This is a genomic window from Mesorhizobium sp. BR1-1-15, from assembly GCF_020165475.1.
Classification (GTDB): Bacteria; Pseudomonadota; Alphaproteobacteria; order Rhizobiales; family Rhizobiaceae; genus Mesorhizobium.
This window is the reverse complement of sequence record NZ_JAIUIF010000009.1, coordinates 214,641-227,700: the sequence shown is the minus strand read 5'-3', so window position 1 is coordinate 227,700 and position 13,060 is coordinate 214,641. Positions and strand designations below refer to the sequence as shown.

Genomic DNA, 13,060 nt, shown 5'->3' with positions numbered 1-13,060 from the left:
CCATGAGCTATTTCCTCCTCCTGGCCGTCAACGGCCTGGTCATCGGCCTCATTTTCGCGCTGACGGCGGCGGGGCTCACTTTGGTCTTCTCGGTGTTGAAGGTCGTCAATTTCGGCCATGGATCGCTCTATATGCTGGGCGGCTATGCGTCCTACTACATCATCGCCTGGTTCCATGCGCCGCCGCTTGTCGGTGTCGCCGGCGCGATGGTGGCCCTGTTCATCTTCGGCGTGCTCTTCGAGAGGCTCGTCATAGCGCCGATGTATACCGACAAGGTCGAGCGCAAGGACGAATACGCCATTATCGTCACCTTCGGCCTCACCATTCTGATCACCAATCTCGGCCTTGTCGTCTTCGGTCCCTTCGCCAAGGCGCCGCCGTCCTTCATGACAGGAGCGCTGATCCTCGGTCCGTTGATCCTGCCTTACGACCGGCTGATCGCTGCGGTCGCTGCCGTCGTCCTGCTTGTCGGTCTGACGCTTTTCCTGAAGCGCACCTCGCTTGGCCAGGCACTCGATGCGGTGAGCCAGAGCCGCGAGTCCGCCGCGGTCATCGGTATCGATCCACGCCGCATGTACACCATCGCTTTCGGCATCGGCTCGGCGCTTGCCGGCGGGGCAGGGGCGTTGATCGCGCCGATCTTCGCCCTGTCGCCGTCGATGGGTGAGTTGCCGGCCGTGCAGGCCTTCATCATCATCGTGCTCGGCGGCATGGGTTCCGTCGGCGGAAGCATTACCGGCGGCATCCTGCTCGGCCTGGTGCAAGGGCTGGGTGTCGGCTATCTGCCGGATCCCAATCGCGCGCTTGCCTATACGCAGGCGTTCGGAGCGCTGCTGCTCGTCATTGCGTTGCTCTTCCGGCCGACCGGCCTGTTCGGCCGCTCGCATCTGCGGCTGGAATAGGGGCACGGCAATGATCCGTCCAACATTCTCGCAATCGGCTCAGGCGATTCTGCTCGTGGTGGCGTTGCTGGTGCCGCTCGGCGTCGGACCATACTGGACCCACGTCGGCGCCATCGCCTGGTACTATGCGCTGCTTGCCGCGAGCTGGGCGCTGCTTGCCGGTTTCGCCGGTCAGTTCTCCTTCGCCCATGTGGCTTTTGCCGCGCTGGGCGGATATGCCTCGGCCTTGTTCGTTGGCCAGATCGGCATGCCGCTGCCGCTTGCCATTCTTGCCGCCATCGCTCTTGCCGTCGTGGCCGGCGCCCTGATCGGCGCGCTCGTCCTGAGGCTTTCCGGGCCTTATCTGGCCCTCTTCACGCTTGCCATTTCGGAAATCTTCCGCCTCGTGCTGGTCGCGGAGGAGGACATCACACGCGGCATGCTGGGCTTGCCGGTGCCCGGCCTCTTTTCCGGTCGATCGGACCTGCCTTATTACTATTTCGGTCTTGCGCTCGTCGTCCTGGCGGTATTGGGAATGAATGCCTTGTTGGCGACCCGCGTCGGTCTTTTTCTGCGTGCCATCCGGGAAGACGAGGGCGCCGCGCGCGCCAGCGGCGTGGATACCACGCGCTACAAGATCCTCGTCTTCGTGGTAACCAGCGTGATCGCGGCGATAGCCGGCATTTATTACGGCCATTTCATCGGCATCCTGACGCCCAACATGGCTATCCTGCCGGAGATGGGTCTGGTTATCGCGATGGCGGTGATCGGCGGCATCGAAAGCCTGCCCGGCGCCGTGGTCGGTGCAGTCGTCGTCTTCCTGCTTTCCGAGACGCTGCGGTCCTACGGCGAATGGCGTTTCGTGCTGATGGGTCTGGCGCTTATCCTGGTGCAACGCTTCGCGCAGAACGGCCTGTATCCGATGGTCGAAAACTGGGCGCGCTTCCGCGCGCGGCCACGGGAACAAGCGCCTGTTCCAACTGCTACCACCGAGGAACCCCATGCCGGTTGAGAAGGACACCGCTTTTTTCTCGGTCAGTGGTCTTGCCAAGCATTTCGGCGGCATCCATGCCGTCGAAGGCTTATCCTTTGCCTTGGCCCGCGGCGAAATTGTCGGGTTGATCGGTCCCAACGGCTCGGGAAAGACAACCACCATCAACATGGTGACGGGCGCGCTCAAACCCGACGGCGGTGCCATCCTCGTCGAGGGCACCGATATGGCGCGCTCGCCGGCCAATCTTTTCGCGCGCCGCGGTGTTGCCCGTACTTTTCAGGTTCCCCGCCTGTTCCGCCGCATGACCGTCCTGGAAAACCTGATCGTGCCGGCGCTTTCCGATCCGGCGGAACGGCGCGCCGCGGCAGAGGACCGCGCCCGTGGGGTTCTTGCTTTCCTGAGGCTCGACCATCTCGCCGACAGTTATGCAAGAGCGCTTTCCGGCGGCCAGCAGAAGCTGCTGGAACTCGGCCGGGCGTTGATGCTCAAACCGAGATTGCTGCTTCTGGACGAGCCCTTCGCCGGCGTCCACCCGCGCCTGCTGGAGGAGATCATCGAGCACATAAGGAGCCTCAATCGCGACGGTCACACCATCGTCGTTGTCGATCACAACCTCGAGGCTATCCAGTCGGTCGTAACGCGCGTCATGGTGATGGCGCAGGGGCGCAAGATCGCCGACGGCGCGGTCGCCGAGGTGCTGCGCAATCCCGAGGTCGTGCACGCCTATACGGGATCCCGCGCAACGCATCGGGAAGCACGATGATGGAAACCGCTTCCCTGCCATCGACCCCGCCGCTGATCGCCTGCGAGAACCTTGTCGCCGGCTATACGCGCGACATCGACATATTGCGCGACGTTTCGGTCAGAGCCTGGTCTGGCAGCATTTCCTGTGTGGTCGGGCCGAACGGCACGGGCAAATCGACGCTTCTCAAGGCGTTGTTCGGCTTCCTGAAACCGAGTGCCGGCCGGGTGCTTCTGCGAGACGTGGACATCACCGGAAACCCGCCCTTCCGGATGCTGGGCCTTGGCCTGGCCTACCTGCCGCAGCGGCCGAGCCTCTTTCCTCATCTCTCGGTCGAATCGAACCTGAAACTCGGTCTCTGGCATGCCAGGCCGAAGAAGACGGTGCTGACCGAGAAACTGGAACATGTCTATGAGCGGTTTCCCGTCGTTCGGGAGAAACGCACGCAGCCTGCCGCCCAGCTCTCGGGAGGCCAGCAGCGACAGGTCGAGATCGCACGCAGCCTGATGGCCGATCCGTCGGTCTACCTGATCGACGAACCGACCGCCGGCGTCGATCCGCAGACCAGCGAGACGATCTACGACATCGTCCGCGATCTTGCCCGCGAACTCGGCAAGGCCGTGCTGCTGGTCGACCAGGATATTCGCGCCGCGCTTGCCATCACCGACTACGTCTATGTGGTCAAGAACGGCACGGTTTTTTCCGAAGGCGCGCGCGCGGATTTCGGTGCCGACACCGACGCTCTTGTCGCACGTTGGCTGTATGCGAGCGGTGAATGAACGGGCAGCTTACGGCGTGGCGTAGCCCGGCGGCTGTTCGAACAGGCCGCCGCGCCGAATCTCGAGCGCCCGCCCGATCCTCAGCGCCAGCGGATCCTGGAAGCGGCGAACCGCGATCTGCAATCCTGCGGGCAGACCATTGACGAGACCGATGGGGACGCTGAGCGCTGCCATGTCGAGGAGGTTCACCATGCGGGTAAACGTCCCAAGCGGCGTCGTTGTCTCATCGATGTCGGCCAATGGCGGCGCGGTAATCGGCGCCGTTGGCGTCAGGAACGCATCGGCGCCTTCGAGATCGCGATGAAACTCGATCTGCGCGGCTCGGCGCCTTGCAATCAACTCGTGATAAGCGGCGAGGCCGATTTCCCTGCCCTTGAGAACCCGCATGCGGATCGCCGTGCCGACGCCGCTGTCCGCGGGTTCCACGTAACGGCCGAGATGATGCCAGGCTTCGACGGCCATGATGTCGCCGGCCAGGGCCTTGTAGGTGTCGTAAGATTGCGGCATCGGCATCCGATCGACATTGGCACCGAGCGCCTCCAGTTCAGCGACGGTGGAGTCGAAGCGGTCCAGGATGCCGGGGTCTACGCCGGCAAGGTCCACGGCCGAGGGGATGCGCAGGCGAAGGCCCGATATGCTCCGCTCGAGCCCGTCGAGCGGCGAGGTCGGCGCCACGCCAAAGGTGGCCGGATCGCCGGGATCGGGACCCTCGAGCGCGGCCAGCAGAAGGGCTGCATCCTCCACCGACCGGGTCATGGGACCGATGCTGTCGAAGGACATGGCAAGCGGCAGCAAGCCGCCGCGCCCGATAAGGCCGAAGGACGTCTTCAGGCCCACGATTCCGCACATGGCGGACGGATTGCGGATGGAGCCCGTAGTGTCGGTGCCGAGCGCGACCGGCACCAGTCCGGCGGCGACGGCCACGCCCGAACCGCTCGACGATCCGCCCGGCGCGCGCGGGATGGCGCTGTCACGCGGGTTCAGGGGCGTGCCGGCGACCGGGTTGGTCCCCCAACTGCCAAAAGCAAATTCCACGGTGTGCACCTTGCCCAGCAGGATCATCCCGGCCGCGACAAGGCGTTCGATTGCCGTTGCCGTGGCGGTTGCGAGTTCGCCCGCAAGCGCTTTCGAGCCTGCCAGGGTCGGATAGCCTTCGACGTCAAGCAGGTCCTTGGCCGCGAAAGGGATACCGTCCAGCGGCCCTTTCGAGACGCCGCGACTGCGACGCTCGTCGGCTTCGCCGGCGGCCTGGAGCGCAGCCCCAGGAAACAGCCGGACGAACGCATGCAGCGAATTGTCATGAACGTCGACACGATCCAGCGCGCGCCGGACGATCTCGGTCGAGGATGTGTTGCCATCGGCGAGCGCGCGGCTGAGTTCGGCGGCGGTGGCGAAGGCGGAAATCCCTTGGGCGGTGGCGTTCATGCTGTCCTACCTGTGCGAGTCGGTGAAATGAAGCATGGAAAACCACGTTGCGGGAGAGCCAATTGGGCCCGGAGATGAAATTGAAGCCGTTGCTGATCATGGTTGCGCCGAACGGGGCGCGCAGAACGAAGGCCGATCATCCGGCTCTGCCGATGACCGCCGACGAACTTGCCGAAACGGCGAGGCAGTGTCTCGCTGCCGGCGCCGCCGCCATCCATGTGCATGTCCGCGATGCTTCAGGCCGGCACACGCTTGACGCCGCGCTTTACCGGGATGCCATCGCGGCGATCCGGGAGCGGACGCAGGGCGTCATGGCGATCCAGATCACGACTGAAGCGATCGGGCTCTATTCGCCACGCGAACAGATGGACCTTGTTCGGGCGCTTCATCCGGTTTCCGTCTCGATCGGCTTGCGTGAGATAATCAGCGATGGCGAGGCGGAGCCGGCCCGCTTCTTCGCGTGGGCCGGTCGGGAAGGCATCGCGGTCCAGCACATTCTCTATGATCGGGCCGATCTCGACCGTTTCATCGATCTGCGGCGGCGAGGCATTCTGGCGGAGCCCACAAGCCCCCGGCTGCTGTTCGTCCTTGGACGCTATGCCGCCGATCAGGAAAGCCGGCCCGAAGACCTCGATGTCTTCCTTGAAGGGCTCGATGCGCATGGTCTTGAAGGCGCCGTATGGTCGGTCTGCGCCTTCGGACGGGGCGAGACCTTGGCGCTGACGGCGGCGATCGCGGCGGGAGGGCACGTGCGGGTCGGCTTCGAGAACTCTCTCTGGCACGCCGATGGCAGCCTCGCCCGCGACAATGCCGAACGGGTCGCGGCAATCGTCGAAGCCGCTGGCCGCACGGGGCGCCCGATTGCCTCTGCCGCGCAGGCGCTTGATATTCTCGGAATTGCCCGCCAGCAGTGAGGGCCCGCGCGCCTTGTTAGGGGATCGGCCGCGCGCCTGCAAATTCGCCAGGGGAGGACGGGCACGGTCTCGAACGGACCCGTCATATCCTTGCATCCAAATCGGGCGGCTTGCCTTGCGAGCCGTCTTCCTTGTGCGTTTTATCGCGGATGGCCCGGAACAATGGCCCCGATGAGGGGTTTGGTCGCGACATAGCGAGCGACGGAGCCAGCGATGTCCGAGCATGTTCCCCCAAACTCCTCCAGTCTCAGCAGACGAAGCTTTATGACCGCGACCGTCTCCGCGGCTGCGGTGACTCCGCTTCTGGCCTCGACAGCCAGGTCCGAGGAGCCTCCGGCTGTTGCCGCCAAGCCAAACGAGCCTGTCATGACAACACTGACCATCAACAAGCAGCCATACAATCTGGCGCTCGACAGCCGAACCAGCCTGCTCGACGCCTTGCGCGACCATGTCGGCCTGACGGGCACGAAGAAAGGTTGCGATCATGGCCAATGCGGTGCCTGTACGGTGCTGGTCGATGGCCATCGCGTGCTCTCCTGCCTCAGCTTCGCGGTGATGAACGAGGGCAAGGCGGTAACCACCGTCGAAGGGTTGGCGTCGACGGATGGCGGCCTGCATCCGATGCAGCAGGCCTTCATCGATCACGATGCGTTCCAGTGCGGCTATTGCACGCCCGGCCAGATCATGTCCGCGATCGGCTGCGTCCACGAAGGACATGCCGGTTCAGAGGACGACATTCGCGAATATATGAGCGGCAACCTTTGCCGATGCGCGGCATACCCGAACATCGTCGCGGCAATCGTCCAGGCCCGCGACCAGATCAGGAGGGCCTGAGATGCATCCTTTCGTCTATGAGAGGCCCGCCAGCCTCTCCGCGGCGGTCGCCCTCGCCTCGCGCTCGGCCACCAGGCATCCGCCGACGCAAGCCCCCGCGCAGTTCATTGCCGGTGGCACCAATCTCGCCGACTATATGAAACTCGGCGTCGCCCGGCCGGAACGCTTGCTCGATTTGAACGGTCTCTCCGAACCGGCATTGCGGCGGATCGAGACCGATGGTGAGGGTCTGCGCCTTGGCGCTCTTGTGCGGATGGGCGACGCGGCCGAGAATGCCGAGATCAAGCGTCGGTATCCGGTGATCGCGGAGAGCCTGCAACTGGCGGCAAGCGGCCAGCTGCGCAACATGGCAAGTCTTGCCGGCAACATCCTGCAGCGCACCCGCTGCGAATATTTCCGCGAAACCTCATGGCCATGCAACAAGCGCGAGCCAGGCTCGGGCTGCGCCGCGATGGACGGGTTCAACCGCCAGCATGCCGTGCTGGGGACCAGTGAGAACTGCATCGCGACCTATCACGGTGACTTTGCCCAGGCCCTGATCGCGCTTGACGCCACGGTTCATGTCCAAGGCCACAACGGGCGGCGAAAGAATCCGTTTGCCAGCCTGCATCGCCTGCCCGAGGACAGCCCTCACATCGAGACCGACCTGGCACCCGACGAGATCGTCACCGCCATAGAGGTGCCCGCCGGCGCATGGACCAGGCGTTCGCGCTATCTCAAGATCCGCGATCGGCAATCCTATGCGTTTGCCCTTGCATCGGCCGCGGTCGCCCTCGACCTCGACGGCGAGACCGTGAACGAGGCGCGCATCGCGCTTGGCGGCGTGGCGACCGTACCCTGGCGGGCAAGAGCGGCGGAGGAGATCCTGCGCGGCAAGGTGCTCGACGAGGCAGCGGCGGCCGAGGCCGCCGAAGCCGCGTTCGCCGAGGCCCAGCCGCGTCGGCACAACGCATTCAAGATAGAACTCGGCAAGCGAACCTTGATCAGGGGGCTGCTCGAAACCCGTGACATGAAGGTGTGATCATGAACGTCGCCGCTCCACAGCCGAAGGAAAACATGGGACAGCCGCTGCCGCGTATCGATGCGCGGCTGAAAGTGACCGGCCAGGCCGAATACGCGGCGGATCTCCCGGCCGCCAACATTGCGCACGCCGTGCTCGCGACGAGCAGCATCGCCAAGGGCAAGGTCGCCAGGCTTTACCTGGATGACGCGCGCTCGGTGCCCGGCGTCCTCGACATCGTCACCTATGGCGACCTCGACAAGGTCGAGACGCCGAAATTCGGAAATACCGGCGCGAGTTCTATCGGGCCGCTGCATGACAAGGCGATCTTCCATGACGGTCAGATCATTGCGCTGGTGGTCGCCGAGACCTTCGAAGCAGCCGAGGAGGCGGCGCAAAGGATCCGCGCGGACTATGCCGAGGAAAAGCCGACCGCCAGTTTCGACATGCCGGGGACAAAGACCATCGACGCCGCCGGCAAAAGCCCGTTGTTCAAGGAGGACGTCAAGGCCGGCGATTTCGATGCCGCCTATGAATCGGCCCCGATGAAGATCGATGCGCGGTATTCGACGCCGACCCAGCATCACAACCCGATAGAGCTGTTCTCGACCACCGCTGTTTGGCAAGGCGACCAACTCACCGTTTACGAGCCCTCCCAGAACGTGACCGGCTGGAAAGTCGAGTTGGCGCGGCAATTGAGGCTCGACCCAGCGAATGTGCGCATCGTCTGCCCCAACGTAGGCGGCGCATTCGGCTCGAAGGGGCCGATGACGGCGCGAACGGCCATCGTGGCTGTGGCCGCCAGGCGGCTTGGCCGGCCGGTGCGCTGTGTGGTCAGCCGCATGCAGGCGTTCGGCACCCAGACCTATCGGGCCGAAACCCGGCACCGCATCCGCATCGGCGCCGGCAAGGACGGCCGCATCACTGCTTTCGGCCATGAGGGCTGGGAGGTGACCTCGAGACCCGATTCCTATGTCGTCGGCGGGACTTCGGCCACCGGTCGCATGTATGCTTATGGCTCGGTGCTGACGCATGTCTCGCTGGTGCAGGCGGATCGCAACACGCCCGGTTATATGCGCTCGCCGCCCGAGACGCCCTACGTCTATGCCCTCGAGAGCGCCATGGACGAAATGGCCGTCGCACTCGGCATGGACCCGATCGAATTTCGCCGGATCAACGAGCCCCAGAAGGAGCCGATCGGCGGCAAGCCGTTCTCCAGCCGGTCGCTAATGAAATGCTACGATCAGGCCGCTGATGCCTTCGGCTGGACGAGACGGGATGCGAAAGTCGGCTCGATGCGCGACGGCGACTGGCTCGTCGGCATGGGCTGTGCGACGGCAGTCTACCCGACCGCTGCCGCGCCATGCGCGGCCCGCGTGCGCCTGACCGCCGAAGGAGACGTGCGCGTGCAGTGCGGCTCGCATGAAATCGGCACAGGTGTGCGAACCGTTGCCGGCCAGATGGCGGCGGAACGTCTCGGTGTCGACATCGGCAAGGTCGCCGTCGAGATGGGCGACAGTGCCTTGCCGCCGGCGCCGGTATCGGGAGGTTCGATTTCCACTGCCAGCGTCTGTTCGGCCGTGCTCAAGGCGTGTGATGCTGTGCGCACGAAATTGTTCGCCGCAGCGGTCGCGGAGGGTGGCCCTCTTGCAGGCTCGCACAATGAGGAACTGGACCTCCACGGGGGACGGATCCTCACCAAGGGCGGGGCGTCGGCAAGCACCGCCGATATATTCAAGGCCATGCAGGTAGGCGCCATCGAGGAATATGCCGAATTCGCGCCGAAGGGCTCGACCCCCGAAGCGCTCAAGAAGCTCTATGCCGGCCAGTCGGAATTCCACGGCGGCGAGTCCGACGCGGATTCGGTGAAATATGCGTTCGGGGCCGAATTCGTGGAGGTGCACATCAACAGCTACACGCGCGAAATCCGTGTGCCGCGCATCGTCGGGGCGTTCGCGGCCGGCCGCATCATGAACACGCGCACCGCGCGCAGCCAGCTGATGGGAGGCATGATCTGGGGCATTGGCCAGGCCCTGCATGAGGCGACCGAGATCGATACCCGCTATGCCCGCTATGTGAACCGCGACCTGCAGGATTATCTGGTCCCGGTGAATGCCGATGTCAGGGACCTTGACGTCATACTGGTTCCGGAGATCGACCATGAGGTCAATCCGGCTGGTGTGAAGGGCCTGGGCGAACTCGGCAATGTCGGCACCGCCGCTGCCGTCGCCAGCGCTGTCTACCACGCGACCGGCAAGCGGATCCGCGACTTGCCGATCAGAATTGACGATCTGATCGTTTGAGGACCGAGACAAAGAGGATTGCTCCGCCGCAACAAGCGTGGGTTTGTCCTCGCCCAGTTTCACTGCCTTGCGGATCGGGATGCTGATGCGTCAGGAACCGACTGTTTCATGCCAGGTGATCCGGAACAGCCGGAACCCTTCTCGCCCCATCGAACGGAACTGACCGTAGGAGCGCTCAGCCTTGGCCGCGCAGGATGCTGACGACGAGCAGCGTCAGCGCCGTATTCCACAGCGCCGGCTCGGCCCGGTATTTGCACCGGCAGCCACCACGCCCTGCGCCTGGTCGATGGCGTGTCCCAGCAGGCGCGGAATGAAAAGCTGCAGCGTCGCGGCGATGAAGGTCGAGACGATGGTGATGGCGACCTGCCAAGGGTGGCGCAGCGTCATGCGCATGATACGTAGCAAGGTGCCAGGGCCCTTGCCCCAGGAGGCTTGCGCCACATGGGCAAACGATTTGCCGCGCCCCGCCGCGCTGCCGATTGCTTGCGTGTTCAAGGACCTATCCAAACCGATCCGGACTTTAGCCCGGACGAATGAAACAGATTCAAATTCAAGTGCCACGATGTTACGCGCCTCCCGCGCGGCCGTTCAAGGGCCAATGACAGCTTCGCGCTGTGCCTGAAATGACACGCCGCTGTTTCGCGCAATGATCGCGCTCATCGTCAGGCTGCCCGCCCAAATAGAAAAATTGTTCGTCCCGGCGGCATCGAAAAGCCGATCGTTCCTTTCCCGGCGCACTGAACTCCGTGAGATTTGGGGCATCGATGGCGGCTTCGGCCGCTGGAAAAGGAGCAGCACATCCACGGGCCCGGGTTTCCGGGCGAAGTTTTCAAGCAGCACCCGGAAAGAACCCGAAAAGGAGCTGACATGCCCAGAATAGTGCCCGTGCTCGATCTGAGCCGTCTCGAACAAGGCGCATCGGAGCGCCGGACGTTTCTGGCGGATCTGCGCTCCGCCTCGCGCGATATCGGTTTTTTCTATTTGGCGGGCCACGGCATCCCATGGGCCGACATCAGCGAGACGCTCGCCGCTTCGCGGCGTTTCTTTGCCTTGCCGGAAGCCGACAAGCTGTCGATAGAGATGGTCAATTCCTCGCAGTTCCGCGGTTATACCCGCGCTGGCGGCGAACTGACCAAGGGCAAGGCCGACTGGCGCGAGCAGCTCGACATCGGCGTCGAGCGCCCGCCCATCGCGCAAGGCCCGGGAATTCCTGCCTGGACGCGGCTGCAGGGGCCGAACCAGTGGCCGTCGGCGTTGCCGGAGCTGAAGCCGGCGCTGCTGGCCTGGCAGGCGAAGGCGACGGCCGTGGCCATTCGTCTGCTCAAGGCCTTCGCGCTGTCGCTCGACCAGGCCGAGGACGCTTTCGATCCGATCTATGGCGGCGAACCCAATCATCGCATGAAGATCGTGCGCTACCCCGGCCGCGAAGCGACCGGCGGCGACCAGGGCGTCGGCGCGCATAAGGATGGCGGCTTCCTGACGCTGCTGCTCCAGGACGACAACAAGGGCCTGCAGGTAGACTATGACGGAAGCTGGGTGGACGTGGATCCGATTCCCGGAACGCTCGTCGTCAACATCGGCGAGCTGCTGGAGCTCGCCTCGAACGGCTATTTGAGAGCCACCGTGCATCGCGTCGTGACGCCGCCCGCCGGCGTCGAACGCATCTCGGTGCCGTTCTTCTTCAGCGCCAAGCTCGATGCCACGATACCGCTGCTCGAGCTTCCCGAGGAACTGGCGGCGCAGGCGCGCGGGCCGGCCAGCGATCCCGACAATCCGCTGTTTCGCGATGTCGGAACCAATGTGCTGAAGAGCAGGCTGCGCTCCCATCCCGACGTTGCGCGGCGTCATTATGCCGATCTGTTTGAGCCCGAGACCCGGGCAGGCTGAGCCATTCGGCAGGTAGAAATTTTTGTAGGGCGGCAAAATTTTAGAATTCTATTCGTCGCCAGCGCGCGAAAATGGGCTCAAGATAAAATTATCGTTCGAGGTTTCCTCCCATTCCTCCGAACGGTGTTCCCCTCTGAAGGTTATGACCTTCTTTCTGGCCGGGCCGTCTTCGCGCCCGGCCATTTTTCTTTGCCGGGAACAGTTTTTGCGGCCTGGGAAGCGCGCCACGACGACACCCCATTTTCTTGGAAATGCTTTCTCTTGCGTTCCACTTGGGAAGGCGCAACCCTGTCCAATCCAGTCACCACCGCGAAAGAGAGATGCTCATGACATCCAATGTCGCCGTCATTGCCGGAGCGGGATCCGGATTGAGCGCCTCGCTTGCGCGCCTTCTCGCAAGGGAAGGTTTTCGTGTCGTGCTGGCCGCCCGCAACGTCGAGAAGCTCGACCCGTTGCTGGCGCAGACCGGCGCCCAAGCCGTGGCAACTGATGTCTCCGATGCCGCGTCGGTGCAGCGCCTGTTCGAGGTCGCTGACAAGGCCGGCCCGCTGTCGCTCGTGGTCTTCAATGCCAGCGGACGCGCCCGTGGCCCGATAGCCGAACTCGATCCAGAGGCTGTCAGGCAGGCCTTGCTGGTGGGGGCCTATGGCGGCTTCCTGGTTGGCCAGCAAGCAGCCAACCGGCTGCTTTTGCAAGGCTCGGGCTCGATCTTCTTCACCGGCGCGACGGCAAGCGTCAAGGGATTCGCCGGCTCGGCCGGTTTCGCGATGCCCAAATTCGGCTTGCGTGGACTGGCGCAATCCATGGCTCGCGAACTGGCCCCCAAGAACATCCATGTCGCGCATTTCGTCATCGATGGTGCCATTGCCTCGACCGTGCCGGGAGAGGCTCCCGACCCGCAGGATCGACGGCTATCGCCGGACGCGATCGCCGAGGCCTATCTCGGCATCCATCGCCAGAACCGCAGCGCCTGGACCTGGGAACTCGAGCTCAGGCCCTGGGTCGAGACCTTCTGATCGGCACGGTGACCTATGCGGCTTTCGCGGGGCTTCCATGCAAGGCGGCGGAGAGAGTCGACATTGCATGGGGATGTCACTATATAGCGGCGGCTTCGATGGCTTGTGCCTGGAAACGGCAACGTCATCGGGCAGCTGTTGTGACAGCCATTGAGATGCAAACGGACCTGAAAACCGTAAGAAGCAAGTAGAAGCAGCCTCTCGAGGCGGGACAGGATTCCCGCCAAACGATACCCGCCCCCCAGAAACAGAAAATGTTCTTCAATCCTCTATTTCCTTTGGCTC

Annotated in this window: 13 protein-coding genes; 10 read left to right on the top strand and 3 right to left on the bottom strand. The window is 63.9% G+C overall.

Features of this window, described 5'->3' with window-relative positions; all coding sequences use genetic code 11:
- Window positions 1-2: 2 nt before the first annotated feature.
- Genes LB541_RS17750 through LB541_RS17735 form a run of 4 tightly spaced genes read left to right on the top strand, consistent with a single transcriptional unit; the run spans window position 3 to window position 3,396 of the window.
- Window positions 3-902, top strand: a complete 900-nt coding sequence (locus tag LB541_RS17750; protein WP_140524813.1) for a branched-chain amino acid ABC transporter permease — start codon at window positions 3-5, stop codon at window positions 900-902.
- Between the two features lie 10 nt (window positions 903-912).
- Window positions 913-1,893: a branched-chain amino acid ABC transporter permease gene (locus tag LB541_RS17745; RefSeq protein ID WP_140566420.1), complete on the top strand. Its 981-nt coding sequence runs from the start codon at window positions 913-915 to the stop codon at window positions 1,891-1,893.
- Window positions 1,883-2,638 carry an ABC transporter ATP-binding protein gene (locus tag LB541_RS17740; protein WP_224619157.1) on the top strand — a complete coding sequence of 252 codons (756 nt, stop codon included), beginning with the start codon at window positions 1,883-1,885 and terminating at the stop codon, window positions 2,636-2,638. The genes LB541_RS17745 and LB541_RS17740 overlap by 11 nt, the downstream gene beginning before the upstream one ends.
- Window positions 2,635-3,396, top strand: coding sequence for an ABC transporter ATP-binding protein (locus LB541_RS17735; protein ID WP_140566425.1), 762 nt, complete (start codon window positions 2,635-2,637; stop codon window positions 3,394-3,396). The genes LB541_RS17740 and LB541_RS17735 overlap by 4 nt, the downstream gene beginning before the upstream one ends.
- 9 nt (window positions 3,397-3,405) lie before the next feature.
- Here the strand turns inward: LB541_RS17735 and LB541_RS17730 are convergent, their stop codons facing one another.
- Entirely contained in the window at window positions 3,406-4,821 is a 1,416-nt protein-coding gene (locus tag LB541_RS17730) for an amidase (RefSeq protein WP_140649878.1), read from the bottom strand.
- Between the two features lie 74 nt (window positions 4,822-4,895).
- On the opposite strand from LB541_RS17730, the gene LB541_RS17725 reads away from it, so the two are divergent.
- From LB541_RS17725 to LB541_RS17710, 4 genes are all read left to right on the top strand, one after another.
- Window positions 4,896-5,735, top strand: a complete 840-nt coding sequence (locus LB541_RS17725; RefSeq protein WP_140515010.1) for a 3-keto-5-aminohexanoate cleavage protein — start codon at window positions 4,896-4,898, stop codon at window positions 5,733-5,735.
- Window positions 5,736-5,948: 213 nt separating this feature from the next.
- Entirely contained in the window at window positions 5,949-6,569 is a 621-nt protein-coding gene (locus LB541_RS17720) for a (2Fe-2S)-binding protein (protein WP_140649876.1), read from the top strand.
- Window position 6,570: 1 nt separating this feature from the next.
- The gene (locus LB541_RS17715; protein ID WP_224619156.1) at window positions 6,571-7,590 is read left to right on the top strand and encodes an FAD binding domain-containing protein; all 1,020 of its coding nucleotides are present in this window, start codon (window positions 6,571-6,573) and stop codon (window positions 7,588-7,590) included.
- 2 nt (window positions 7,591-7,592) lie between these two features.
- Complete coding sequence (locus tag LB541_RS17710; protein WP_140558655.1) at window positions 7,593-9,872, top strand: xanthine dehydrogenase family protein molybdopterin-binding subunit; 2,280 nt, start codon at window positions 7,593-7,595, stop codon at window positions 9,870-9,872.
- Between the two features lie 213 nt (window positions 9,873-10,085).
- On the opposite strand, the gene LB541_RS17705 is transcribed toward LB541_RS17710, so the two are convergent.
- Both LB541_RS17705 and LB541_RS17700 read right to left on the bottom strand, forming a co-directional pair.
- A complete protein-coding gene (locus LB541_RS17705; RefSeq protein ID WP_224619155.1) occupies window positions 10,086-10,367 on the bottom strand; it encodes a hypothetical protein in 282 nt (93 codons plus the stop codon).
- Between the two features lie 93 nt (window positions 10,368-10,460).
- A complete protein-coding gene (locus tag LB541_RS17700; protein ID WP_140498386.1) occupies window positions 10,461-10,676 on the bottom strand; it encodes a hypothetical protein in 216 nt (71 codons plus the stop codon).
- A 63-nt stretch (window positions 10,677-10,739) separates the two neighbouring features.
- Here LB541_RS17700 and LB541_RS17695 point away from each other — a divergent pair, with 63 nt between their 5' ends.
- Entirely contained in the window at window positions 10,740-11,759 is a 1,020-nt protein-coding gene (locus LB541_RS17695) for an isopenicillin N synthase family dioxygenase (protein WP_140515014.1), read from the top strand.
- 326 nt (window positions 11,760-12,085) lie between these two features.
- A complete protein-coding gene (locus LB541_RS17690) occupies window positions 12,086-12,775 on the top strand; it encodes an SDR family NAD(P)-dependent oxidoreductase (protein WP_140498384.1) in 690 nt (229 codons plus the stop codon).
- The last annotated feature ends 285 nt before the right edge of the window (window positions 12,776-13,060 follow it).

Excerpts from the sequence above, each read along its gene's own strand:
- LB541_RS17750 (WP_140524813.1), top strand. The coding sequence starts at position 3 with ATGAGCTATTTCCTCCTCCTGGCCGTCAACGGCCTGGTCATCGGCCTC.
- LB541_RS17745 (WP_140566420.1), top strand. The coding sequence starts at position 913 with ATGATCCGTCCAACATTCTCGCAATCGGCTCAGGCGATTCTGCTCGTG.
- LB541_RS17740 (WP_224619157.1), top strand. The coding sequence starts at position 1,883 with ATGCCGGTTGAGAAGGACACCGCTTTTTTCTCGGTCAGTGGTCTTGCC.
- LB541_RS17735 (WP_140566425.1), top strand. The coding sequence starts at position 2,635 with ATGATGGAAACCGCTTCCCTGCCATCGACCCCGCCGCTGATCGCCTGC.
- LB541_RS17730 (WP_140649878.1), bottom strand. The coding sequence starts at position 4,821 with ATGAACGCCACCGCCCAAGGGATTTCCGCCTTCGCCACCGCCGCCGAA.
- LB541_RS17725 (WP_140515010.1), top strand. The coding sequence starts at position 4,896 with ATGAAATTGAAGCCGTTGCTGATCATGGTTGCGCCGAACGGGGCGCGC.
- LB541_RS17720 (WP_140649876.1), top strand. The coding sequence starts at position 5,949 with ATGTCCGAGCATGTTCCCCCAAACTCCTCCAGTCTCAGCAGACGAAGC.
- LB541_RS17715 (WP_224619156.1), top strand. The coding sequence starts at position 6,571 with ATGCATCCTTTCGTCTATGAGAGGCCCGCCAGCCTCTCCGCGGCGGTC.
- LB541_RS17710 (WP_140558655.1), top strand. The coding sequence starts at position 7,593 with ATGAACGTCGCCGCTCCACAGCCGAAGGAAAACATGGGACAGCCGCTG.
- LB541_RS17695 (WP_140515014.1), top strand. The coding sequence starts at position 10,740 with ATGCCCAGAATAGTGCCCGTGCTCGATCTGAGCCGTCTCGAACAAGGC.
- LB541_RS17690 (WP_140498384.1), top strand. The coding sequence starts at position 12,086 with ATGACATCCAATGTCGCCGTCATTGCCGGAGCGGGATCCGGATTGAGC.